This is a genomic window from Cupriavidus basilensis OR16 (assembly GCF_000243095.1).
Lineage (GTDB): Bacteria > Pseudomonadota > Gammaproteobacteria > Burkholderiales > Burkholderiaceae > Cupriavidus > Cupriavidus basilensis_D.
The window spans coordinates 15,382-38,611 of sequence record NZ_AHJE01000136.1; the positions used below are offsets into that span (position 1 = coordinate 15,382).

17 protein-coding genes and 5 pseudogenes are annotated in these 23,230 nt (G+C 65.7%); 13 read left to right on the forward strand and 9 right to left on the reverse strand.

Annotated elements, in window-relative coordinates; translation table 11 throughout:
• Nucleotides 1–181: 181 nt before the first annotated feature.
• Both OR16_RS35040 and OR16_RS35045 read left to right on the forward strand, forming a co-directional pair.
• Complete coding sequence (locus tag OR16_RS35040; protein WP_006163642.1) at nt 182–1,777, forward strand: MFS transporter; 1,596 nt, start codon at nt 182–184, stop codon at nt 1,775–1,777.
• Nucleotides 1,778–1,846: 69 nt separating this feature from the next.
• Nucleotides 1,847–2,312: pseudogene (locus OR16_RS35045) on the forward strand (MarR family winged helix-turn-helix transcriptional regulator).
• Nucleotides 2,313–2,338: 26 nt separating this feature from the next.
• Here OR16_RS35045 and OR16_RS35050 read toward each other — a convergent pair.
• A complete protein-coding gene (locus tag OR16_RS35050; RefSeq protein ID WP_006163645.1) occupies nt 2,339–3,232 on the reverse strand; it encodes a DMT family transporter in 894 nt (297 codons plus the stop codon).
• Nucleotides 3,233–3,357: 125 nt separating this feature from the next.
• On the opposite strand from OR16_RS35050, the gene OR16_RS35055 reads away from it, so the two are divergent.
• Entirely contained in the window at nt 3,358–4,152 is a 795-nt protein-coding gene (locus tag OR16_RS35055) for an AraC family transcriptional regulator (protein WP_006163647.1), read from the forward strand.
• Between the two features lie 9 nt (nt 4,153–4,161).
• On the opposite strand, the pseudogene OR16_RS35060 reads toward OR16_RS35055, so the two are convergent.
• The 3 genes and pseudogenes from OR16_RS35060 to OR16_RS35070 all read right to left on the reverse strand — a co-directional run.
• A pseudogene (locus OR16_RS35060) lies at nt 4,162–5,336 on the reverse strand (cobyrinate a,c-diamide synthase).
• A gap of 144 nt (nt 5,337–5,480) precedes the next feature.
• Nucleotides 5,481–6,182, reverse strand: coding sequence for a response regulator (locus tag OR16_RS35065; protein ID WP_006163650.1), 702 nt, complete (start codon nt 6,180–6,182; stop codon nt 5,481–5,483).
• A 392-nt stretch (nt 6,183–6,574) separates the two neighbouring features.
• Nucleotides 6,575–7,258: pseudogene (locus OR16_RS35070) on the reverse strand (LysR substrate-binding domain-containing protein); the annotation flags it as partial.
• Nucleotides 7,259–8,137: 879 nt separating this feature from the next.
• Here OR16_RS35070 and OR16_RS35075 point away from each other — a divergent pair.
• The gene (locus tag OR16_RS35075; protein ID WP_006163653.1) at nt 8,138–8,428 is read left to right on the forward strand and encodes a transposase; all 291 of its coding nucleotides are present in this window, start codon (nt 8,138–8,140) and stop codon (nt 8,426–8,428) included.
• Nucleotides 8,429–8,575: 147 nt separating this feature from the next.
• Nucleotides 8,576–8,944, forward strand: a complete 369-nt coding sequence (locus OR16_RS35080; protein ID WP_043422357.1) for a hypothetical protein — start codon at nt 8,576–8,578, stop codon at nt 8,942–8,944.
• A gap of 3 nt (nt 8,945–8,947) precedes the next feature.
• Here OR16_RS35080 and OR16_RS35085 read toward each other — a convergent pair whose 3' ends face one another.
• Nucleotides 8,948–9,478: a hypothetical protein gene (locus OR16_RS35085; protein ID WP_043422359.1), complete on the reverse strand. Its 531-nt coding sequence runs from the start codon at nt 9,476–9,478 to the stop codon at nt 8,948–8,950.
• A gap of 137 nt (nt 9,479–9,615) precedes the next feature.
• Nucleotides 9,616–10,428 carry a Crp/Fnr family transcriptional regulator gene (locus OR16_RS35090; protein WP_006163658.1) on the reverse strand — a complete coding sequence of 271 codons (813 nt, stop codon included), beginning with the start codon at nt 10,426–10,428 and terminating at the stop codon, nt 9,616–9,618.
• A gap of 269 nt (nt 10,429–10,697) precedes the next feature.
• On the opposite strand from OR16_RS35090, the gene OR16_RS35095 reads away from it, so the two are divergent.
• Nucleotides 10,698–11,762, forward strand: coding sequence for an alpha/beta hydrolase family esterase (locus tag OR16_RS35095; RefSeq protein ID WP_043422345.1), 1,065 nt, complete (start codon nt 10,698–10,700; stop codon nt 11,760–11,762).
• 89 nt (nt 11,763–11,851) lie between these two features.
• Here the strand turns inward: OR16_RS35095 and OR16_RS35100 are convergent, their stop codons facing one another.
• Nucleotides 11,852–13,162 carry an MFS transporter gene (locus tag OR16_RS35100; protein ID WP_006163662.1) on the reverse strand — a complete coding sequence of 437 codons (1,311 nt, stop codon included), beginning with the start codon at nt 13,160–13,162 and terminating at the stop codon, nt 11,852–11,854.
• A 418-nt stretch (nt 13,163–13,580) separates the two neighbouring features.
• Here OR16_RS35100 and OR16_RS35105 point away from each other — a divergent pair, with 418 nt between their 5' ends.
• Both OR16_RS35105 and OR16_RS35110 read left to right on the forward strand, forming a co-directional pair.
• Nucleotides 13,581–17,537 carry a DUF748 domain-containing protein gene (locus OR16_RS35105; protein ID WP_006163664.1) on the forward strand — a complete coding sequence of 1,319 codons (3,957 nt, stop codon included), beginning with the start codon at nt 13,581–13,583 and terminating at the stop codon, nt 17,535–17,537.
• Between the two features lie 135 nt (nt 17,538–17,672).
• The gene (locus OR16_RS35110) at nt 17,673–17,858 is read left to right on the forward strand and encodes a rubredoxin (RefSeq protein WP_006163666.1); all 186 of its coding nucleotides are present in this window, start codon (nt 17,673–17,675) and stop codon (nt 17,856–17,858) included.
• 75 nt (nt 17,859–17,933) lie between these two features.
• On the opposite strand, the gene OR16_RS44720 is transcribed toward OR16_RS35110, so the two are convergent.
• Nucleotides 17,934–18,092 carry a hypothetical protein gene (locus OR16_RS44720; RefSeq protein WP_006163667.1) on the reverse strand — a complete coding sequence of 53 codons (159 nt, stop codon included), beginning with the start codon at nt 18,090–18,092 and terminating at the stop codon, nt 17,934–17,936.
• A gap of 43 nt (nt 18,093–18,135) precedes the next feature.
• Nucleotides 18,136–18,318: a hypothetical protein gene (locus OR16_RS35115; protein WP_006163669.1), complete on the reverse strand. Its 183-nt coding sequence runs from the start codon at nt 18,316–18,318 to the stop codon at nt 18,136–18,138.
• Nucleotides 18,319–18,629: 311 nt separating this feature from the next.
• Between OR16_RS35115 and OR16_RS45010 the strand changes: the two are divergent.
• The 5 genes and pseudogenes from OR16_RS45010 to OR16_RS35135 form a co-directional block, all read left to right on the forward strand.
• Nucleotides 18,630–19,058, forward strand: a pseudogene (locus OR16_RS45010) (FadR/GntR family transcriptional regulator); the annotation flags it as partial.
• A gap of 231 nt (nt 19,059–19,289) precedes the next feature.
• A pseudogene (locus tag OR16_RS45015) lies at nt 19,290–19,610 on the forward strand (FCD domain-containing protein); the annotation flags it as partial.
• Nucleotides 19,610–20,638, forward strand: coding sequence for an L-idonate 5-dehydrogenase (locus OR16_RS35125; protein WP_006163673.1), 1,029 nt, complete (start codon nt 19,610–19,612; stop codon nt 20,636–20,638). The pseudogene OR16_RS45015 and the gene OR16_RS35125, both read left to right, overlap by 1 nt.
• Before the next feature lie 88 nt (nt 20,639–20,726).
• Complete coding sequence (locus OR16_RS47545; protein WP_006163675.1) at nt 20,727–22,400, forward strand: tripartite tricarboxylate transporter substrate-binding protein; 1,674 nt, start codon at nt 20,727–20,729, stop codon at nt 22,398–22,400.
• A 321-nt stretch (nt 22,401–22,721) separates the two neighbouring features.
• The coding region (locus tag OR16_RS35135) for a hypothetical protein (protein ID WP_423739705.1) at nt 22,722–23,230 on the forward strand (509 nt) is incomplete at its 3' end.

A 23,230-nucleotide genomic window follows, 5' to 3' on the forward strand; every position in this document is an offset into this window, starting at 1 on the left:
CCCTTGCCTTGTGTAAGGGGCGGTGGTGTGAAATAGGGCACTCGCCTGGGTCTCTGACCCCGTCCGCGGTTGACGCCATTCCGGTCGTCAGCCGGGCGTGTTTGACGCACAAGGTCAAGCTCCCACTTTCCCAACCCTGTCCTATAATGATTGACTCCACAATCATTGATGGAACAACAAAATGATTTCGCAGCCTCACGAGGCGCATAGCAGCGGGCAGGTGCTGCCATTCCGCGAGTCCCTGCTGGCCATGCTGGGTATCGCATTCGTGGTGATGTTGGTTGCACTTGACCAGACCGTGGTCGGCACCGCGTTGCCTACCGTGGTGGCGGAATTGCAGGGGTTCGAGTACTACGCCTGGGTGGCGACGGCCTATCTGCTGATGTCCGTGATCACCGTGCCGATTTTCGGGCGGCTGGGCGACTACTACGGGCGCAAGCCTTTCGTGATGGCGTCCATCGTCGTGTTCACGCTGGCTTCCGCGCTGTGCGGCATGGCGACGAGCATGCCGTTCCTGGTGATGGCGCGTGGCCTGCAGGGCATTGGCGGCGGCATGCTGGTGGGCACGGCCTTCGCGTGCATCCCTGACCTGTTCCCGGACTCCCATGTGCGCTTGCGCTGGCAGGTGATGATGAGCGCGGCGTTCGGCATTGCCAACGCCGTGGGGCCGTCGCTGGGCGGCGTGCTGACCGAGGCTTATGGCTGGCGCTCGGTGTTTTACGTGAACTTGCCGGTGGGTTTGCTGGGGCTGTGGTTTGCCTGGCGCTACCTGCCGCATTTGCGCCAGCAGGCGAATACGGGCGCCATCAAGGTGGACTGGCTGGGCGCGGCGCTGATCGGCGTGGGGCTGGGCGGCTTGCAGCTGTGCGTGGAGTTGATGCCGGAGCGCGGCTTTGGGCTGCTCACCGGGGGCTTGCTGGTGATGTCGGTGTGCGCGCTGGCGGGCCTGTGGCAATGGGAGCGCCGCACGCCCAACCCGATCCTGCCGCTGGAGATGTTCCGCAATCCCAGGCTGGCGCCGTTGTTTCTGCTGGCCGTGTTCGTCGGCTTCGCGATGTTCTCGTTGCTGCTGTACGCGCCGCTGCTGTTCCAGGGTGGCTTTGGCTATTCGCCGAAGGAGGCCGGCGTGCTGGTGACCCCGCTGGTGGTGTGCATCACGGTGGGCAGTATCATCAACGGGCGCATCATCACGCGGATCCGCCAGCCTAACAATATGCTGTATGCGGGATTCGCCATGCTGGCGCTGGCTTGCCTGGGCTTGTCCCAGGCGACGCGTGGCATGTCGCATCCTCTGTTGCTGGGCATCATGTTGCTGTGTGGCTTCGGGCTGGGCTTCATCATGCCCAACCTGACCGTGTTCGCGCAGCAGACCGCGGGCCGCGAGCACCTGGGCATTGCCACGGCGATGCTGCAGTCGCTGCGCATGGTGGGCGGCATGATCGGGACGGCCGTGGTTGGCACGCTGGTTTCGCGCAGCTACCTGAGCGGCGTGCATGATGCGCTGCAGAGCGCCGGTGCTGGTGAATGGCAGGCACGCATGGCCGATCCGCAGATCCTGATCGACCGCGCGGCGCAGGCCAGCCTGCTGTCGCAGCTGGAGGCGGCGGGACACAATGGCGCCCTGTTGCTGGAGCAGGCCCGGTTGTCGCTGGTTGGCGCCATCCATATGGGCTTGGCGCTGGCCGCGGTGATCGCAGTGCTGGGCCTGTGGCGTTCGCGGCGGGTGCCGCCGATCAAGCTCGAGCGTGCCGTCAAGCCGGTCATGGCAGCCGAGTAGCGCGTCGGGCTAGCCGATAATGGAGTGAGGTTGCCCGTCGCGTGACGGTGCCCCAAGCAGGAGATTGGAGTGGAATTGGAGCGTCAAAGCCTGGCTGTGCTGCAGCAGTTCGGGCGAACTTACCGGGCCTATGCCGCGGCTTTCGAGCAGCGCATCGGTCATCCTTTGCCGCGCTGGCGCATCCTGTCCGCGTTGCACGCCCACGCCGGGCCTATTGCGCAAAAAGCCGCTGGCCGAGCGCGTCGGCATGGACCCGGGCGCGCTTACGCGTCAGCTCAAGGCGTTGCAGGAGCTCGGCTGGGTGGAGCGCAACACCAGCGAGCGCGACAACCGCGTGACCAATGTCACGCTGTCGGCGCTCGGCCACGGCATTGTCGAGCAGGCAATGCCGCTGCGCTCGGGGTTTTTGCAGGACGTGCTGGAAAACGTCTCCGAGACCACCATGCGCAATCTGTCCAAGGGGCTGGAAGAGCTTGAGGGCGGCATTGCCGAAGCGGTGCTGCGCACGCAGCAGGACAAGGCGGATGCTGCGTAGAGCGCGGCATCGTCGACCGGCTGGCCTTACGGCCGAGCCAGCTGCAGCCGCAGCGGCGCTGTCCATAACTCAGCCAGCAGCACACCCATCACCGTCAGCACGCCGCCGACCGCGTGATACAGCGCGAGTGATTCGCCAAGCATGGCCGCTGCAATCAGCGCGGTGAGCAACGGGATCAGGTTGAAAAACATGCTCGCGCGGCTCGGCCCGATGCGGGCGACGGCGTGCATCCAGACCAGCGGCGCAACCATCGACGCCATGAGCCCGGCGAACCCTACCAGTGGGAGATTTGCTGCCGAGAGGCCCATTTTTGGCGTGAGCAGGTATAGCGGCAATAATGCGATGACGGCGACGACGATCTGCAGGTAGAGCAGTTGCAGCGCCGGCACGTCCTTCATCTTCCAGCGCTTGAGCAAGATCACATAGACCGCGTAGGCCAGCATGGCCAGCAGCATCAGTGCGTCCCCGAGGTTGGCGCCGCTGGTCAGCAGGCTGCCGAGGTCGCCGGACGATACGACCACAAGCACGCCGGTAATCGACAGCACCGACCCCGCCACGGCGCCGGCCGTCAGGCCCTGCCCCAGCAGCAGGATCGATAACGCCAGCACCATCATCGGCGTGAGCGAGCCGATGATGCCCATGTGCGTGGCCGTGGTCAGATAGGCGGCGTAATAAGCCAGGCATTGATAGGCCACCATGCCAAGCAGCCCCAGCACCGCGATCCGCCCCAGTCCGGGCCGGATCGCGGGCCAGTTGCGCACCACGGGACGCAGCGCCAGCGGCGTGAAGAGCACGGCGGCCAGCAACCAGCGGTAGAAGCTGATCTCTGCAGGCGCGATGGCGCCGGCGGCCATTTTGCTGACGACGGTGTTGCCCGACCAGATCACGACGGCCAGGAGCGGAAAGGCGTATTGCCACATGAGCGCTTTCTCTGATGCGTATGGAACGCTATCATGAGCGCGTCCGTGTTGATCTATATAGCTCAATTAGGACATACCGACCGGAATTCCGGACTCTGTTAGCAACGGACCCAACGAGCATGGCTATGGCCGACAAGCGGCGTTTCCTGCCGATCCTGGATGTCGAAGGGATGGAAGGCCCCTTCTACCTGCGTTACGACGAGTTCGGCGCCGATACCCAGGCGCAGGCGCACAGCCACAGCTGGGGTCACCTGAACTACGCCGCGCATGGCTCGATGCAGATGGAGACCGTAGGCATGCGGCTGCTTTCCCCGCCGCAGTACGCGATATGGATTCCGCCAAAGGTGGTGCACAGCTGCACGTTGCGCCACGCGATCGTTTATCGCTCGATCTACATCGAGCCCGGCCTATGCGCGCAATTGCCGGCCGAGCCCTGCACGGTGCGCATCAGCCCGATCATCAAGAGCGTGCTGGCGGATTTCGCCGCGCGCGAGGTGCACGTGCCACGCACGCCGGCCGATCTCCGGCTGGCGCACGTGGTGGTAGACCAGCTTGCGGTGGCGCCAGTGCAGCGCTGCTACCTGCCGGCGGCGGCCACGCCGGCCCTGGCCACCGTGCTGGAAGCACTGCAGGCCGATCCCGGCGATCATCGCTCGTTGGCCGAATGGGCGGCTAGCGTGCACATGACCGAACGCACCCTTGCGCGCCGATGCCAGCACGAGCTTGCGATGTCGTTCGGCGATTGGCGCCAGCGCCTGCGCTTCCTGCGCGCTATCGATGCACTGGAGGCGGGCCTCAGCGTGCAGGAGATCGCGTTCGAGCTCGGCTACAGCACGGCATCCGCGTTTATCGCGATGTTCCAGCGCGAGGCTGGTTCCACGCCGGAACAGTATCGGCGCGAGTTCTGCGGCATTGCGTGAAATTAGTGGTTAGCGCGCGCCACCGAACAACGCGGCAATGGCCAATGGGTTGGACGGGAAATACAGATGCGAGTAGGACGCCGTGAGCGCGCCCTGCCGGAACACCGCTTCGCCCCGTGACCCGTCGCGTGGCACGGTGGCGTGGCAGCAAGGTACCAGCGGTGTTTGCGCGCTGGAGTAATGGAAGGTGTGGCCGCGCAAGGTCCCTTCAGGCAGTGCCAGCTCTTGATGGCCCAGCGCGGCAAGGCGGCGTTGCATCGTGACCGTGCCGGGTATCAGGCCGGCTACGGCGTGGCTTTGCCCGGCCTTGTCGACCAGCGTCTCGAACAACGCCATCATGCCGCCGCATTCGGCGAGGATCGGCAGGCCATTGGCATGGGCGCGGCGCAGGGCAGCCAGCATGCCTGTGTTGGCCGACAGGCGCGCGGCGTGCAGCTCGGGGTAGCCGCCGGGCAGCCAGAGCGCGTCGCAGGGGGGCAAGGCGGCGTCGTTGAGCGGGGAGAAAAAGGCCAGCCGGGCGCCAAGCGCCTGGAGCGTATCCAGGTTGGCAGGGTAGAGAAAGCGGAACGCGGCGTCGCGGGCGATGCCGATGGTCTTGCCGGCCAGCAGCGGCGGCAGCACGGGCGGCGGGGGCGCCGCGGCGATCTCCACGGCCGCGGGCAGGGCGCCGATGGGTTGCCCGGCGAGTGCATCCGCGAGGCGGTCCAGCCGCGTGTTGAGATCGGGCAGTTCGTCGGCCGCCAGCAGGCCCAGGTGCCGCTCGGGCAGCGATGCGGCGTTGTCGCGCGCTAGCGCGCCGGCCCAGGCGATATGCGCCGGCAGGCTTTCCCGCAGCATGTCGGCATGGCGCGGGGAAGCGACCCCATTGGCGAGCACTTGCATGGATGCCAGGGGCTGGCCGTAACCAGCGAGGCCGAAGGCCAGCGCGCCGAACGTCTGCGCCATCGCTCCGGCCTGGATCACGCTGAGCACCGGCAGGCCGAAATGGCGTGCCAGGTCGGCGCTGCTTGGCGTGCCGTCGTGCAGGCCCATGACACCCTCCACCAGGATCAGGTCGGCTTCGGCCGCCGCCTGGGCAAGGCGCGCCGCGGCGTCGCTGGCGCCGGAGCCCGGCGGTGCAGCCATGCCAGCGCCGCCGTCACCGTGGTCTTGCCCTGGCCCGAGGCCGGCGCCGCCACCAGCATGGCGGGCACGCGCAGGGCCCTTGCCGCATCGGATGAGGTGCCTGGAGTGGCGGGCGCGACGGTTGGCACAAGGTCGGACATGGCGATGAGGGGGCGGGCTAAGTGGCTGGGTTGGCAGAAGCGGCCGCCTGCGCGGCGCTGCGATTATAGCCAGTCGGACGGGCCGCCCGCCTGGCTCTCCGGCGGGCTATCCAGGCTCGGCAACACCAGCCCCCGTTGCGCGGCGAAGTCAAACAGCTCGCGTTCATTGCTAGCCCCCAGCTTGCGCATGGCGCTGTTTTTCTGGCGGCTGATGGTCTTGACGCTGCGGCTAAGCTGCCCGGCAATGCCGGTGACCGAGCTGCCGCTGAGGTAGAGCCGCATGACTTCGGACTCGCGTACCGACAAGCGCAGGGCGCCGGAGCGCCCGGGCGCGTGGTGGGCGCCGGACTGCTCCAGCACGCGGGCGGCGGAGTCGCCGATAAAGCGCAACCCGCGCTCGACGCGGATGATGGCGGTGACCAGCTCGTCCAGCTGCGAGTCCTTGAGCAGGAGGCCATGCGCGCCTGCGCTCAGGATGGCGCGCAAGACCAGCGGGTTGGTGATCATGGTGAGCACCACCACGCCTAGCGCCGGAAAGTGCCGCCGCAGGTTGGCTAGCAGGCGGATGCCATCGCTCGCATTGCAGCAGGGCATGTGGTAGTCGGTGACAACGATGTCGGGCTGGAAGGCGCGCGCGGCCTGCAGCAGTTCGGCGGAGCTGTGGACATCCGCGCAGATCTCCCAGCCGGTCTGGTTCCTTAGCTGGCTTCTGACTGCGAGCGTGATGGCGGGATGGTCATCGGCGATCAGGATTCTCAAAGGCATGGCAATGCTCCTGCGCAAGCGCAGGTATGCACGGTGTCCGGGCCGCGCAAGCCTGGCGCAAGCTGGAAGGGCTCTGAGCTGGGCGGCGCTTGCCGCAAGTGGATTGCGCCTTTGAAAAATGCGCCGCACGGCTTTTCGCCGTGCGGCGCGAACAGCACAGGAACAAAACACCTCCAGGCGCATGCTTTGCTCGGACGAACAGGAAGCAAGAGGTGCCTATGGAGCATAGGCGTTGGCTTCGGCATCCGGCCTGAGACTATTCTCAATTTTGAGAGGGAGCGTGGAGACCCTTGCGGGCTGGCGCGCATGGCCAGCCGCAAGCGGTCACGCCCGCGGCGCGGGGTGCTTCAGGGCAGCAGGGTCAGGCTGCGTAGGCGGCGGTGCGCGTCTCATGTGTGCCAGGATGGCACCACGGTTTCCCGGTAGGCGGGCTCGTGTGCGAGCCGGTTCAGGAAACCCTGCAGCGGGCTGCCGGGCTCAGTGTCTTCCTGAAGCAGGATCCACTCGTGCCGGCCCCCAGCATCGTCGTGGCCGCCTGGCCGCGTCACGCTGACCAGCCGGCGCGGCGTGGCCATGATGTTGTGCAGTGCAACATCCTCCGGCACGAAGTGGCTGTCGACCACGAAGGCGCAGTCCAGCTCGCCGCTGCTGAGCTGGGCAGCCAGCGCGGCGTCGGCAAAGACCGGCCGCGTCATGAAGCGGTCATCCGGGAACTGCTCGCACATGGCCGTGAGGATCTCGGTGATGACCGGATCGCCGATCGACGGCGAAAACCCGATCGAGATACGGCGGTGCGGGCTGGCCTCCTCGGTGGCGGGGGCCGGCGGGCGTATCAGGTGCGCCCATTTTGACAAGATCTGGCGCGCGGTCTGCTCCAGCCGCAAGGCATGCGCGGTCGGCTCCAGCGTGCCATTGCGCTTGATGAAAAGCGGGTCGCCGGTGATTTCGCGCAGACGTGCGAGGCTGTAGGCAATGGTTGGAACCCGGCCTTGCGTGCAGGCGGCGACGGCGTTGAGGTCACGATATTCCATCAACAAAACGAAGACGTGCAAGAGCTTGGTGCTGACATGCCGCATGGTGACTTCTCCCGATTGAAGCTCGTTCTTGTTTTCTTCTTTGTCTCTTCGCCACGGCGGCCATGCCTGGCCGGCTACACGAGGGGCTGCGCGGCGGCATTACCTTCACAAGGCGTGACGGTCTTCAAGATCTCCCGACTAAATTGGGGGAACTACGACGCCGTACTGCCTGCATGTGGCCCGGTATTTAGAGAGCAACGCTGAAAAAATGACTAGCCGACTGGCTTCGCGTTGCACTTGTCGTCGCCAGTCTGCGCCGGGGCGCGAGGCCCGGTTGCTGGAGATCGAAATTTAGTTAATGCCAGACAAGATTAATACAGAACTTTGAAACTTGCCAGTGGTCTGCGGAAAGCAATCTCATAAAAACGCTCAAATATCTCCTTTGTTCGGACATAAAGACATTAAAAAATTTTTATGCGGCATATACCATAACTTCAGATTTATGGTGCGCTATGCGCTGCATGTTGGGCCTTTTTGGCCGGTTATCGGCATTTTTTCGCAGTTGAATGACAGTGGAAAGGCAAAGCCTGGAATCAGGAAATTGAATATCAAATTTAGGAAATTCGTTCTATTTTTTTGATGGCTGTTTTCCAGTTTGGTATGCGGCGTTGCTAGATTTCAAAATCGTTTATTTCGACAAATTAAAATATTGAATTGCCTTTGCGGCTATGGGTGATATGATGTCCGGTTCGCCTGAGCGACCGTAAGTTACCGGCCAGGTGGGGTTTGTCTCGCATCGGCCGGCATTTCAATTTGCTTAACTCGGGGCTTGAACACACTGAATTGCCTTTTGCGGTGCGGGTGGTAACTTTGCGGCAGGGGTAGAAGTGGTCACGCTCGGGCATTGGCACGAGCGGCCTTTGCTAGCGGAGGCAGTCAGTGAACAGACGTTTCTCGGAGGAGCAGATCCGCGGGTACCTGGCGGAAGCCGCGACCGGTGTGCCGGTCCGTGAGCTATGTGCACGCTATGGTTTTAGCGACGCGTCCTTCTATGGCTGGCGCATCAAGTACGGCCAGGGCGCTGGCAGCGAAGCGCGCGACGGCCGCAAGTTGCGCGACCTGCAGGAGGAAAACACCCGCCTCAAGAGTATGCTTGCGGATGCGCTGCTCAAGCTTGAATTGATGCGCAATCGGGCTGGCCGGGCTGGCAACGGCAAGGAACGAAGCTAAGTCCGGGTCGTACCTGCATTGCTGGCGGCTGCCGCCACCTAAGGAGGAGCATCGGAAACATGCGGTTTTTCGGTATCAGCCGGCAGGGGCGGCCCCTGGAACATCGTCATGGAAGGCGCCATGCGCCTCCGCTGTGGAGAACTGAAAATGAAACGGGCTTCGATCGTCATGGCTGCCGCGCTGGGACTGGGGCTGCTTGCGGGCCAGGTTGCCACTGCCGCCGAGCTGGAAGTGCCCGCGCCGATGGTTGCGCCGCCGCCGCCGCGGCTCTTGCTGGACCCCGCCACCGACAATATCGGGCCGGCGGCTGACGGCACCCTCACGCCGTCGCAGCGCACCCGGTGCCAGGGTTTGATCGACAAGATCAACGCGCTGCCGGCGGGAGCGCAGTGGACCACCGGCAAAGCCACGGTGACCAGCGCGGATGGCAGCACCCACCCCAATATAGAGCGGCAAGCGGAGCGCAAGAAGCTCGATGAGGCGTATCGCCAGGAATGCGCCCAGGAAAGAAAATAGCCTTTACTTCAGGCCGCAGCGGTCCGGCGTAATCGTAACGTCTCCCAGTGGCCGGTTGGCGATTCCCGAATAGCGATAGTTCAGCGTGACGCCCAGCTGGCCCAGCACCGGCACGTCCGGGTTGCGGCAGATGCCGCGCTCGAGCACGGGGCGGGCGCTCGCCATGAACGCCATGGTGCCCTCGCGCGTCGCATCCACGCCAACCAGGTTGAGGTGGAACTGCACGCGTTTGCCGGGCGAGACGCTGCATCCCTCCAGCCGCGTCGCGGCGTCCAGCGTGAATGGCCCGGCGCGGGTCAGTTCCTGGCAAGCCGTGTTGAGCTCCGTGTCGGAACTGGCCAATCCGCCGGTGAGGCGCGTCACGCCGCTCATGCCGGTGCTCCGGCCATCTACCGTGCCTAGCAGCAGTCTCGCCAGCTTCGACAGCGAAGCCGGTGCGTTGGTCTGCGCGGGCGCTGCCGGCGCCAGTCCGGTCACTACCAGGAAGCCAAGTGGCGCCAGGCCCGTGCGCACGGCGAAAGGAAAGTCCCGCATAGAGAAATACGATACCGGAAGCAATGGCGGCCGCCAGCGGACCAGCCGCACGGTGATGTCCCCCGGGAGCCAATCCGCATGTGGCGGCATAAGTTGAACATAGCTGCGTTCGCACGGCCTTGCTGTCAGTGCCTGTCCTACGCCACCGAGGCGCGGATGCTTCTGGTTGTGGCCAGCCGGGGCGACGCGGACGCCGGCTGGCTGTCCGTCGCCAGTGGGGGCGGGCGCAGCGGTACGCGCTCGGGGTCTTCGTAGACCGAGCACAGCCCCGCCGGATCGACGATGCGCAATTGCCGCTGGCGCACGGTGATCAGCCCGACCGTGGCAAAACGCGCCAGCAGGCGGGATACGGTTTCCAGGGTCAGTCCCAGGTAGCTGGCGATATCGTTGCGCGACATCGCCAAGGTTAGCGCCGCTCCGGCATTGCCCCGGCGGCGTTGTTCGCCGGCGAGGTCGAGCAGCAGCATGGCCAGCCGCTGGGCCGCCTTCATCGACCCGATCGCGACCAGCAGCGTGCGCTCGCGCTCGGCGTTGCGGCGCAACGTGCTGAGCATTGGCTCGCGATACTTGGGGCTGAGCAGGTGCGCGCGCGCCGCTTCCACCGGCACCACGCAGCAGCGCGTGTCTTGCATGGCCACCGCGCTGGTGCAATGGGCCTGGCCATCGAGGTCCTCCAGCCCCAGCACTTCGCCCGGGTGCGCGAAGGCAGTCACCTGGCGCCAGCCAAGCGGCGATTCGAACACGGTCTTGGCACTGCCGCCGCGCACGGGAAAAATGGCCAGTACGGGCCGGCCCTGGCGGTGCACGGTCTCGCCGGCGCGCCAGAGCATGCTGGCCGGGGCCAGGCTGCGCTTGCCCTGATCGTTTGCAGCTGATGTTTCCGAGTTGCGGCAGATTGGCTGGAACAAGCACAGCGAGCAGCTGGAAATCACTGCTTCGGGCGTGGTCATGACATTCTCCATTTGCCTGCGATACACGCGAATGCAGTATAACCGCGTGCCTTTTGCTGCTATCTCTTGCTGATCTGCATTCTTTCGTCGGCCGAATTCAGTATTTTGGTGTTTGTGGATGCGTCTGGAAGTGCGCCTGCGCGCGCATGGCGGGCTAGAGGGAAAAATCTAATGTCTGGACTGCATAACATGTAGTGAAAAGGCGACAACTTTTGCTGCTTGTCCGTGTGCTATGCTGCATCGCAACAATGACGACAGCAGGAGTCTTCATGGCCAAGAGCCTTTCGGCAGACTGGCATACGCAGCTCCGGCAGCTCAGCCGGGCGCAACCCCAGTCCGCGCGCCAACTCAAAACGTGGATCAACCGTATCGCTACTCTTAACCCCGCAGCGCCCCGCCTTAGGGCGCGCTCGCCGGCGCCGCTGCCTTTGTTGCCGCGCCACCCCCCGCCCGGCGAATGGGCTTCCCACCACCACCGCCTCGCGCCGCTGCCGGGCGAACTGGTCCCTCGCCTGCCCTACTGGCTCTACGTACCTTCTGGCGCACCCAAGCGGCCCATGCCGCTGGTGGTGATGCTGCACGGCTGCCGCCAGATGCAGCGCTGCTGGCAATGGTTCGACCTCGGTGCCACGGAAGGCGGCCGCGAGGCGCAGGCGCTGGCGGTATTGATCGATGCGTTGGCGGCCAGGCGGGATGTCCGTGCCGACCAGGTCTACCTGGCTGGCTTGTCCGCGGGTGCCAGCATGGCCGCCGTGGTGGCCTTGCGCTATCCCGAGAAGATCGCCGCCGTGGGCCTGCATTCCGGGGTCGTGATCGGAGCCGGCCACACGGCCAGCGATGGCCTGCGCGCCATGCAGCACGGCACCAGTGCCGACCCGGCCATGCTGCTGGATGCCGCCGGCGTGACCCCGGGCGGACCGACGATGCCGGCCATCGTGCTGCACGGCATGGACGACGGGGCGGTGCATCCCGTCAACGCACGCTTGCTGGCGCGCCAGTTCCTGGCTTACAACGGCATGAGCGACCGGGTCGAGGAGCGGATGAACGGCGCCGCGGTGCGGCACGCGAGCGGCGCGGATCAGGCAGCCGCCGCAACAGCAGACGCGGCGCAGGTGGATGGCGGCAACGACCATCCACCCAGCGCAATGCTGCCGGCCGGGGACTACCTGGAAGCCAGCTTTGGCACCTGGAACCGCGGACTGGTGGAGCTGTGCGAGGTGGCCGGTCTCGACCATGCCTGGAGCGGCGGCGATGGCGACTACCCCTACCATGCGTCGATCGGCCCCGACGCCAGCGCGCTGATGTGGGAGTTCTTCAAGCAGCATCGCCGCTAGCGCTGGCCAGCGCATAGGCGTAAAAAAGGAGGGCGCAGATGCGACCCTCCTTTTTTTCAACGCAGGCGCGCGGCAGAGCATCCTCAAGCTCAGGCGAGCGAGCGATCCTTGACGAACAGCGCCGTCACCATGCCCAGCAGGCACAGCGCCACCACGTAGTAGGCGGGGGCCAGCGGATCGTTCTTGAGCATCAGCGTCACGATCATCGGGGTCAGCCCGCCGAAAATCGCGTACGACAGGTTGTACGAGAACGACAGCCCGGAGAACCGCACTTGGGCCGGGAACGCCTTGACCAGCACATATGGCACCGCGCCGATGGTGCCCACGAAGAAGCCGGCCACCGCGTAGAGCGGGATCAGCAGGTCGGGGCGCGTATGGAGCGTGCTGTAGAACACGTACGAGCTGATCGCCAGCAGCAGGCCGCCACCAAACAGGGTGACACGGGGCCCCACCTTGTCGGCCATCAGGCCGGCCACCACGCAGCCGATCGTCAGGCACAGCGTCGCCACGCTATTGGCTACCAGCGCGGTGCGCGCATCGAAGCCATAGATCTTCTGCAGGAAGGTGGGTGTCATCAGGATCACCACCACAATGCCCGCGGACAGCATCCAAGTCAGCAGCATCGATACCGCCACCGCGCCGCGGTGATCGCGCACCACGGTCTTGAGCGGCATTTCCGCAGCCAGCGCCTTGCGCTTCTGCAACTCGGCAAACACCGGGGTTTCATGCAGCCAGCGGCGCAGGTACATGGAGCCGATGCCGAACACACCGCCCAGCAGGAAGGGCATGCGCCAGCCCCAGTCGACAAGCTCCGCCGGGGTGAAGATGGTATTGACGCCGGTGGCCACCAGCGAGCCCAGCAGGATACCGGCGGTGAGGCCCGCCGTCAGCGTGCCGCAGGCGTAGCCGGTGCGCCGCGCGGGCACGTGCTCGGAGACAAAGACCCAGGCGCCAGGTACTTCGCCGCCAACCGCCGCGCCTTGCATCACGCGCAGCAGCAGCAGCGCCACGGGCGCGAGCAGGCCGATCGCATGGTAGGTCGGCAGCAGGCCCATCAGCAGCGTCGGCACCGACATCAGCAGGATGGAGAGGGTGAACATCTTCTTGCGGCCAAGCAGGTCGCCGAAGTGGGCCATGATGATGCCGCCCAGCGGGCGAGCCAGGTAGCCGGCGGCAAAGATGCCGAAGGTCTGCAGCTGGCGCAGCCAGTCCGGCACCGACGGCGGGAAGAACAACTGCCCGATGACGGTGGCGAAGAAGACAAAGATGATGAAGTCGTAGAACTCGAGCGCGCCCCCGAGGGCGGCAAGGGCAAGCGTCTTGTAATCCTGTCCGGTCAGCGGGCGCGCTTGCTGGCTGCGCGCGCTATCTGCTCCGACAGTACTGCTGGTGGTGGGCATGAGGAGACTCGCATGGAAATTGTTCGCATGCGAAGCGCGCAACACGGTTGACGTGGAGGGTTCTGGCCGGAGGGTACAGCGCGGGAGAGGCAGGCACTAAGTGGCGGATAAGCCGCTGGCATGCGACGAGACGCTTCGCAAAGGCGTGACGATACCAGATCGGCATTGAACCGGCTCCGGCCAGCGCACTTGAATTCCTTTTTGGAACGTCCTGAAATCCTCTTTAAATCCCTTTATATCCCTTTGAATGCCTTTGCTTTACCCCGAAGCGTTGCGATAATGTCGTTAAAAAGTGAAATCCGGGCCACAAAGTGGTCGATCCGTCTGGCGGCACCGCGTGGAAGGCTTCCTCCATCGCGCTCTCCAGCGGGTTCGCATTGCGGACGCGGGTAGTTGGGGTCGAATCTTCTGGGATCACATGGCAATCAAGTTCTCCATGCAGGCGGCAACTGCAACGCCACGTCGCCGGGCCGGCCTGCGGGTGGCTGGCGGCATTGTGGCCGCGCTGGCGGTGTTTGGCCTGGCCGGGTATTTTGGCGGGCCACCGCTGATCAAATCGTTCGCGGCCAAACAGGCCAGCGAAGCGCTGGGGCGCAAGGTCACGTTCGGGGGCGCCGAGGTGCAGCCGTTCTCGCTGGCCGTCGACGTCTCCGACATAACGATCTACGAGCCCGATGGCACCACGCCCATGCTGACCGTGGGCGAAGCCAGGATCGATGGCGCCATCGCGTCACTGTGGCACTTCGCCCCGGTGGTGGATGCCGTGCATATCGACCGGCCCGTGCTGCATCTTGCGCGTGACGCTAACGGCCGCATGAACTACGCCGACATCGAGGAGCGCTTCGCGGCCAGGCCACCCGCGCCAAAATCCGAGCCGGCGCGTTTCTCGGTCAACAATATCGCACTGACCGGCGGCGGCCTGGTGTTCGACGACAAGCTGCTCAACCAGACGCAGCGCGTGGACAACCTGACCATCACGCTGCCGTTCTTGTCCAACCTGCCGCATGACGTGGAGATCGTCACCCGGCCAACGCTGAGCGCGAACATCAACGGCTCCGCGCTTGCGCTCGACGGCACCATGCTGCCGTTCGCCGCATCGCGCGAGACCCACCTCAATATCAATCTCGACGCCCTGGAACTGGCGCGCTACATGCCGTTCGCGCCGAAGCTCAAGGATGCGGATATCAAGAGCGGGCTGCTGGACTCAAGGCTGACGCTGGGCTTTATCCAGGACAAGGACAAGCAGGATGTCTTCCTGGCAGGCACCGTGGCGCTGCGCGATGCCGATATCCGCAAGCATGATGGATCGCCGCTGGTGAAGGCCGGGCGGGTAGCGGTGGACATCGCGCGCATAGAGCCGTTGGGGCGGATGGCCCACCTGCGCAGCTTCACCGTGGACGGCCTGGCCGTGCAGGCAGTGCGGCGCGCCGATGGCTCGCTCGACCTGGCGGAGGCGTTCCTGCCGGAAGCCGCCAAGTTAGAAAAGCCGGCCCACACGCCGGCTGCGGCCGCAGCGGCGGCGCCCGCGTCCGCGCCGGCCGTCGCCAAGGCTTTTCCGGCATCGGCACCCGCCGCCGGCGGCATTGCGCCGGTGCCGGAAAAGCCCTGGCGCTACGCGATCGATCAGATCACCGTCAAGCAGGCCCGCCTGGGCCTGCGCGACGACTCCGCCCCTTCCGGGCCCGCCACGCTGGCGCTTGGCCCCTTCGATGCTGCCGTGGCCGGCCTCTCCGGCGACAGCGACAAGCCCGCCAAGGTCCAGGCCAAGCTGACCATAGGCGAAGGCCAGACGCTTAGCCATGAGGGTGAATTGTCCCTGCGGGGCGGCACCATGGATGGCACGCTGCAAGCCAGCGGCGTAAAGCCCCAGGGGTTCGCCGCATGGTGGCCGGCGGCGCTCCAGACCCAGCTTGGCGACACCGCGGTCAATGCCGATTTGCACTATAAGATGGCTTGGGGTGGCCCCGTCTTTGCCTTCTCGCTGGAAAAGTCCCGCGTAGAACTGGCGCCGCTCTATCTGACCACCCGCGAACCGGTGAAGGTGGAGCAAGCGGCAGCCACCAACACGGGCGCGAGCCAACCTGCCGCTGCCGATAGCGACCGCCGGCGCGACGCGCGCCGCGCGCGTGCCCGCGACGACAGCGACACCGCCAACCTGCCGGTGATGCGTGCCGAGCGCGTGGCGCTGGAGGACATTGCTTTCGATCTTGGCGCGCATTCGTTCCAGGCGAGCCAGCTGGTGGTTGCCAAGCCGCAGATCGCCATCACACGTGACTTCCGCGGCGAGTTGCTCGAAAGCGCGCGCCTGTGGGCTGTGCAATCCGGGCAGCAATCCGCCCAACGCACCACCGCCGTCAAGGCCAAGGCTGCCCAGCCCGAGAGCGCCGGTGCCGCCAAGCCATCGCCCTGGAAGGCGCAGCTCGGCAAGTTCACGCTCGATGGCGGCAGCCTGCGCATGACCGACTACGCGCCCGCGGCCGCCAACCGCGATCGCCCCGTGGTCCACCAATTCCGCAATGTCAGCCTCGGCACGGGCGCGCTCAACTGGCCGATGGCGGCCGGGGCCATCCCGGTGAAGCTCAAGGCAGACGTGGGCCGGCGCGGCGCGATGGCGCTCGACGGCACCTTGCTGCCCACCGCGCCCGCGGCGCAACTGCAGGTGGACTTCCGCGAGCTGGACCTCGCGCCGCTGCAGCCCTACCTGGCCGACCGCTTCAACGCGGCGCTGCGTGGCGGCACCGCCACCGTCAAGGGCCGCCTCGGCCTGGAGGCCCCTGCTGGCAAGCCGATCGCCGCACGCTTCACCGGCAATGCGCTGCTCGGCAATGTGCGCAGCGTCGACCGGGTGACCGGCGATGACTTCCTGCGCTGGCGCTCGCTGGCGGTGAGCGGCATCGATTTCGCCATGGACGAGGCCAAGGGGCCGATGAAGGTCGGCGTGGCCGGTGTCGCGCTGTCTGACTTCTATGCACGGGTGATCCTTAACGCCAATGGCCGCCTGAACCTGCAGGACGTGATGGCCGGCGGCGCCGCCAAGGGCGAGGCCGCGCCCAGCACCAGCCTGACGCAGGCCAATCCCGCATCGGCGCCCGCCGCCAGCGCGCCGGCCCCGGCCCCCGCGCCCGCGCCTGTAGCCACCGCCGCGGCAAAGCCGCAGATCCGCATCGGCGGCGTGACGGTGGACAAGGGCAACGTCAATTTCTCGGACTTCTTTGTCAAGCCGAACTACACCGCCAACCTGACCGACATGAAGGGATCGGTCTCCAAGCTGTCCTCGACGGAGCCTGCCCCCGCCAACCTCACGCTGGCCGGCCGCATCGATGACGACGCGCCGGTCACGATCGACGGCAAGCTCAACCCGCTGGCCGACACGCTCTACCTGGATATCGCTGCCAAGGCCGCCGGCGTGGAGCTGACCCGGCTCACTCCGTACGCGGCCAAATACGCCGGCTACCCGATCACCAAGGGCAAGCTCACGGTCGATGTGGCTTACAAGGTCGAGAACGGCAAGCTGGACGCGCGCAACCATCTCTACCTGGACCAGCTCACCTTTGGCGACAAGGTCGACAGCCCGAGCGCCACCAAGCTGCCGGTGCTGCTGGCGGTCTCGCTCTTGAAGGACCGCAATGGCGTGATCGACATCAACCTGCCGGTGTCGGGTTCCTTGTCGGACCCGGAGTTCAGCATCGGGGGCGTGATCTTGCGGGTGATCGTCAACCTGCTGGCCAAGGCCATCACCTCGCCGTTCTCGCTGATTGGCTCTGCCTTCGGCGGCGGCGACGAACTGGGCTACGTGGAGTTCGCGCCCGGCACGTCCACGCTCACGCCAGCTGCCAAGCAGAAGATCGCGACACTGGGCAAGGCCCTGGCCGACCGCCCGGCGCTGCGCCTGGAGATCAGCGGCCGCATCGATCCCGCCACCGATACGGCCGGCGCCAAGCGGGCCTGGCTGGATGCGCGCGTTGCCGAGCAGAAGTCCCGCGAGATGCGCGCCAGCGCCAAGGAGGGCGCGGTGGCGGAAGAGAGCGAGGAAGGCGAGCAGGGCGCCAAGGTAACGGTGTCGCCGCAGGAGTACCCGAAGTACCTCGAAGCGGTCTACAAGCGCGCCTCCTTCAAGAAGCCGCGCAACATGATTGGGCTCTCGAAGTCCCTGCCCACCAAGGAGATGGAGTCGTTGCTGCTGGAGAACGCGCCGATTACCGACGTGGAGCTCAGGCAACTGGCCGAGCAACGGGCGCTGGCGGTCAAGCAGGCGCTCGAGCGCGATGCCAAGGTGCCCGAAAGCCGCCTCTTCCTGACCGCGTCAAAGCTCAACAGCGATGGCATCAAGGACAAGGGCGCGCCCAACCGGGTCGACTTCACCATCCGGCAGTAGATTACCGGGCAACCTGACCGAATCCGCGCAGGGGGTGGCGTTGCCGTCCCCTGCGCGCTGACCCGTGGCCCTGTCGACGGGGTACCGGCAAAAAACGCTGTATCATTTCGCCCGGAATCGATACAGGAGCGCGTTTTGCAGCAGGAAGCCGTTATTTACAAGACCTGGGTTTGCTTGATTTGCGGATGGGTCTACGACGAAGAGCAGGGCTGGCCGGAAGATGGCATTGCCCCCGGCACGCGCTGGGAGGACATTGCGGAAGACTGGCGTTGCCCCGAATGTGACGTGGGCAAGGGTGAATTCGCGATGATCGAGATCTGATCGGCCGCGCAAGCATACGATCCGCTACCGGGCACACTCGCCCCGGACGCGGATGCAACACAGCACGCGGTGCGCTTAGTGCCGCTGCATTTGCCGGCATATGCCGGCGCGCTTGCGCTGCTCGGCGCAGCGCCGGTAGCGAATGCGGTAGGGGTGGCTACAGCGCCAGATCGCCGTGACAACAGTGACCAGCAGCAACGCCGCCATCAAGACAGCCAGCAGGCTCAATGTCATAGCGGCCCCCTTTCCACAAGCAAGCCGGGAACGCTCGAAGCGTTCAGATAAGCAACGGAAGCGCCTCCAGCAAGGCCACCGCCAGCAGCGCCCCGAAGATCGCACCCGCCGCGCGGCAACTGATGCGCAAGGCCCGGGCCGTGAAGGGGATACCGCCGAAGGCGATCATGCCGACCAGCGCCATCGGAATCAAGAACACAAGATCATGTGACGTGAAGTGCAGCATTTCCGTCTCCTGTCTTTCTGCTTGTGTTTCCAGTATAGAAAGTGTCGCAGGTAGGCCAAGGACGATGACATTGGGGTTGTCCCGTAAGCGGCATTTTGTCGGGGAACGCGCGCTATCGCTGCCGCCACAGCCTTTGCTGCATCCGCCACCCATGCCGTATCGGCCCCTGGCACGGGCGCCAGGGCTGCCGCCGGCGCCCGCCTGCTGCAGCGCTGCATAAATTCCCCTTGTAGAGCGCGTAAAAACTTCCTAAAAATTGGTCAGGCCACTTTACCTTCTGGCCCGAATCATTTCCGGGATCGCGCGCCGTCATGCCCCTGCAGCAGATCGAACCCCGCCGCCTGTACCGCCAGATCGCCGACCAGTTGCGCCGGCTGATCGAGAACGGTGAGTTTCCCGTGGGCGCGCGCCTGCCACCCGAGAGAGACCTTGCGGTGCAGCTAGGCGTGTCGCGGCCATCGGTGCGCGAAGCGCTGATTGCGCTGGAGGTGGAAGGGCTGGTGGAGGTGCGGATGGGTTCGGGCATCTATGCCTGTCCGCCGGAGCGGGCGCGCGCTGCCAGCGTGATGGCCGAGCCGCCGCTGGATGTGATTCGCGCGCGCCAGACCATCGAGGGCGAGATGGCGGCCAATGCCGCGCGGCATGCCACGCCGGCCTTGCTGGCCGCTCTGGAGGAGGCGATTGCCATCATGCAGGAAGAGGCTGGCGCGGGACAGATTCCGGCCAGGGGCGACCGCTTGGCTGGCCAGCCCCTACACGGTGGCCGCGAGCGCGCTGGCCGGACAGATCAGCACCTTCGGCCAGTTGCGGGAGGCCACCGCCCTGGCAGCGCCTTAGCCGTTCACCTGGCGCCTGCGCAGGCAGGCGCCATCGCGGCATCCAGAGCCGGGCAACAGATAACGGATCCCGGCCGCCATCCACAGGAGACAGACATGTTCCCCAACACCTCGCGCGCCATCCTGCGCATCACCGAGGTGTCGGGCAACGCCGTGCTGCTGCGCCTGGTGGCCGAGCTGTTCGACGAGCGCCATAACCCGCTCTTCGCGCGCTTCGGCAGCCACTTCGAGAACGCGTCCAGCTGGCACGCGGCCATTGCCGAGCACCGCGCCGTGGTGGCAGCCATCGCCTCCGGATCGCCGGATGCCGCGCGCGCTGCCATGTGCCTGCACCTGGAGGCCTCGCACGGCCGCTTCTACGCGGCGTGGCCCGCGGGCGCGGCATGCGAGCCCCCCAAGCCATCCGAGCCAACCGCGCCGCGCCGCAAGCCGCGCAAGCTTACCGAGGAGTCATGATGTCCCTGGTCTGCCATATCCATGCGAGCGAGGACCTGCGTTTCACGCAGGTGGATCCTGCCGCCCCCGGGCCGCATGAGGTCGAGGTACGCCTCGGCGCGGCCGGCATCTGCGGCTCTGACCTGCACTACTACTTCCACGGCAAGGTCGGCGCCTTCGTGATCCGGGAGCCGTTGACGCCGGGCCATGAAGCGGCCGGCATCGTCTCCCGCGTGGGCAGCGCGGTCACGCGCGTCGTGCCGGGCAACAAGGTGGCGATCAATCCCTCGCACGCCTGCGGGCAATGCGATTACTGCCAGGCCGGGCGCGACAACCTTTGCCGGAATATGCGCTTTCTCGGCAGCGCCAGCATCTATCCCCATGTGCAAGGCATGTTCCGCGAGCACTTCCTGATGCACGAGCGCCAGCTGACGCCGGTGGACAGCGATATCTCGCTGGGCGAGCTTGCGTTCGCCGAGCCGCTCTCGGTGGCGCTGCATGGCGTGAACCGCGCCGGCCCGCTGCTGGGCAAGACGGTGCTGGTCACCGGTGGCGGCACCATCGGCAGCCTGGCGGTGATGGCCGCGCGCCTGGCCGGCGCCGCGCACATCATCGCCTGCGATATCGCGGACCGCCCGCTCGAGGTGGCATTGCAGGCCGGCGCCGACCAGGGGATCCGCACCGACCGGGAGCCGCCGCAGGCGCTGCGGGATCTTGCCGACGTGTGCCTGGAGGCCGCCGGCAGCGGGGCGGCGCTGCAGACCTGCCTGCAGGCTGCGCGGCGTGGCGCGCGCATCGTGCAGATCGGTACGTTGCCGGCCGAGGGGCTGCATTTCCCGGCCAACGACATCATGGCGCGCGAGCTGGAGTATGTCGGCGCGTTCCGCTTCGGGCGGGAGTTCGAGTGGGCCGTGCGCTATCTCACGCAAGGCCGGCTCGACGTGCGCCCGCTGCTGTCCGCGCAGTTGCCCCTGGCGCGGGCGGTGGAGGCATTCGCGCTGGCCGCCGACAAGACGCGCAGCACCAAGGTACAACTCACCGCCGCATAGACCCAACCACGTAGCACACGTAGCACCTGAGCGCCGCAAGCGCATCCGCGAGAGAGCGCATGGCCCACCACATCGAAGGAGACGAAGCATGAAGCCATTTTCCCTGCGCCTGCCGTCAACGTTGCTGCCGGCCGCCCTCGTGCTGGCAACCTGCGTGGCCAGCCTGGCCTGCGGCAGCGCGCTGGCCCAGACCAAACTCAAGTGGGCGCACGTGTACGAGACCTCGGAGCCGTTCCACAAGTGGTCGGTGTGGGCCGCCGAGGAGATCAGGAAGCGTAGCAACGGCCGGTATCAGATCGATGTGTTCCCCGCCTCCCAGCTCGGCAAGGAAAACGACATCAACCAGGGCCTGGCGATGGGCTCGGTCGACATCATCATCTCGGGCTCCAGCTTTGCCGCCAAGTCGTTCCCGCGCATCGGCGTGACCTACTACCCCTATACCTTCCGCGACGCCAGCCACTTGCTGGCCTATACCAAGAGCGACATCTACAAGGAACTCACGCGCGGCTACGAGGAAAAATCGGGCAACCATATCGTCGCCACGACTTACTACGGCACACGTCAATCCACCTCCAACAAGCCCTTCTCGCACTGCGCCGAGATGAAGGGGCTGAAGATGCGCGTGCCCGATGTGCCAGCCTACCTTGCCATGCCGCGCGCATGCGGCGTGAATACCTCGCCAATCGCGTTTGCCGAGGTGTACCTGGCCCTGCAGAACGGCACCGTGGAGGCGCAGGAGAACCCGCTGCCCACCATCGAAGCCAAGAAGTTCTATGAGGTGCAGAAGTACATCGTGCTCACGGGCCATATCGTCGACCATCTCAACACGGTGATCTCGGGCGGCCTGTGGAAGAAGCTCTCCGAGTCCGACCGCAAGATGTTCACCGAAGTGGCGCAGGAAGCCGCCATCCGCGCCACCGCCGACGTGGTGGCGCGCGTGGTGGCCGAGGGCATGGGCCAGGACCTCGGGCAACCGTTCTACGTGGAGAACCTTCCCGGCGCGGCCGGCATTCCCGGCACGCGGCAACTCGTGTCCGCCGCGGCCGACGGCTACACCCTGGGCATCGTGTCGTCCAACCACGCCATCAATCCCGGGCTGTACCCCAATATTCCCTATGACAGCGTGAAGGACATCACGCCGGTGGCGCTGATCGGCACTACGCCGCTGGTGCTGGTGGTCGGCGCGGGTTCGCCCTGCAAGACCGTCCAGGAACTGATCGCCGCCGCGCGGGCGCATCCGGGCAGCCTCACGTACGGCTCCTCCGGCAAAGGCAGCGTCTTGCATCTGGCAGGCGAATTGCTCAAGGCGAAGGCCGGCATCGACATGCTGCACGTGCCCTACAAGGGCGTGAACACCTTGATGACGGATGTGCTTGGCGGGCAGATCGACACGGCGTTCCTGGCCACGCCATCCGCATTGCCGCAAATCAAGGCTGGCAAGCTGCGTGCGCTGGCCGTCAGCACGCCGGCGCGGCTGGATAGCTTGCCTGGGGTGCCGACGCTGGCGGAGTCCGGCGTCAAGGAATATGCCTACGATGCCTGGATCGCGCTGATCGGGCCAGCCGGCCTGCCAAAGGAGGTCACGGCGCGGCTGCGGCAGGCCTTGGCCAAGGCGCTGGGCGCGCCCAAGGCCCGGGATCTGTTTGCCGCGCAGGGCTTCGTGGTCAAAGGCGGCAATGGCGAGGAAACGGCACGCGCTATCCGCGACGAACTGGGCCGGAGCCAGGCACTGATCAAGAGCGCGTCGATCGTGGCGGAGTGAATCATGGCGGCGCGGGCCGTGCCGCTCGCGTATTGACGCCATTTATCGGTCCCTTTTTCCAGTCCCTTTTCCCAGTCCCTTTTCCCAGTCCCTCCCTCGGCACAATAGCCATTCCAGGACGGCTGGAGTATAAGATTCCCCGTGCCCCGGGGCGATGCCAGTCATGCGTATGTCCGCACAGGCGTCTGCCCGGGCGGCAAGACTGGCGTTGAACGAAAGACCGAGCGGGGTGGCCGGAAGGCGCCCCACCATGATCAGCGGCGGCAGCGCGCGGGTACCCGTGCGGCGGATGCCCCGCACTGACCGGGCACGGAGTGAAGCATGACTACGGATTACCGTCCGGATTTTCATGCACGCATGCTCAAGGCATACGACGTTGACGAGCAAGCTGAAAATCTTTCCCATTGGGATCAACGCTATACCCAGATCTCGCCAGGACGCTTCGAGGGAGCCCTGACCGAAGCCTGGATCGGCAAGATCCAGATCTTCCGCGAAACCATCAATCAGGTAGTGCGCGCAGAAGGCCAATGCTGGCCCGACTCCCGCTCGTTTTGCTTTCCCCTGGCGATGGAGGGCACGGGCTTGTTCCGTGGGCAGGTAATTGGCCGCAACAGCCTCGCATCGATGGCCGGCGGCACGCAGATGGACTTCCGCAGCTCGCCCTATCTCGACCTGTGTTCCATCACGTTCGATGCGTCCGAGTTGCAGCGCATGGCGTGCGACATGGCGCACCTTGAGCTGGCCAGCTTGCTGGGCAACGACGCGCCGGTCATGGCCATCTCGGCAGCGGCGGCCGGGCGCCTCCGGCTCCTGATGACGGCGGTAGTCTA

Excerpts from the sequence above, each read along its gene's own strand:
- OR16_RS35040 (WP_006163642.1), top strand. The coding sequence starts at position 182 with ATGATTTCGCAGCCTCACGAGGCGCATAGCAGCGGGCAGGTGCTGCCA.
- OR16_RS35050 (WP_006163645.1), bottom strand. The coding sequence starts at position 3,232 with ATGTGGCAATACGCCTTTCCGCTCCTGGCCGTCGTGATCTGGTCGGGC.
- OR16_RS35055 (WP_006163647.1), top strand. The coding sequence starts at position 3,358 with ATGGCCGACAAGCGGCGTTTCCTGCCGATCCTGGATGTCGAAGGGATG.
- OR16_RS35065 (WP_006163650.1), bottom strand. The coding sequence starts at position 6,182 with ATGCCTTTGAGAATCCTGATCGCCGATGACCATCCCGCCATCACGCTC.
- OR16_RS35080 (WP_043422357.1), top strand. The coding sequence starts at position 8,576 with ATGAAACGGGCTTCGATCGTCATGGCTGCCGCGCTGGGACTGGGGCTG.
- OR16_RS35085 (WP_043422359.1), bottom strand. The coding sequence starts at position 9,478 with ATGCGGGACTTTCCTTTCGCCGTGCGCACGGGCCTGGCGCCACTTGGC.
- OR16_RS35090 (WP_006163658.1), bottom strand. The coding sequence starts at position 10,428 with ATGACCACGCCCGAAGCAGTGATTTCCAGCTGCTCGCTGTGCTTGTTC.
- OR16_RS35095 (WP_043422345.1), top strand. The coding sequence starts at position 10,698 with ATGGCCAAGAGCCTTTCGGCAGACTGGCATACGCAGCTCCGGCAGCTC.
- OR16_RS35100 (WP_006163662.1), bottom strand. The coding sequence starts at position 13,162 with ATGCCCACCACCAGCAGTACTGTCGGAGCAGATAGCGCGCGCAGCCAG.
- OR16_RS35105 (WP_006163664.1), top strand. The coding sequence starts at position 13,581 with ATGGCAATCAAGTTCTCCATGCAGGCGGCAACTGCAACGCCACGTCGC.
- OR16_RS44720 (WP_006163667.1), bottom strand. The coding sequence starts at position 18,092 with ATGACATTGAGCCTGCTGGCTGTCTTGATGGCGGCGTTGCTGCTGGTC.
- OR16_RS35115 (WP_006163669.1), bottom strand. The coding sequence starts at position 18,318 with ATGCTGCACTTCACGTCACATGATCTTGTGTTCTTGATTCCGATGGCG.
- OR16_RS35125 (WP_006163673.1), top strand. The coding sequence starts at position 19,610 with ATGTCCCTGGTCTGCCATATCCATGCGAGCGAGGACCTGCGTTTCACG.
- OR16_RS47545 (WP_006163675.1), top strand. The coding sequence starts at position 20,727 with ATGAAGCCATTTTCCCTGCGCCTGCCGTCAACGTTGCTGCCGGCCGCC.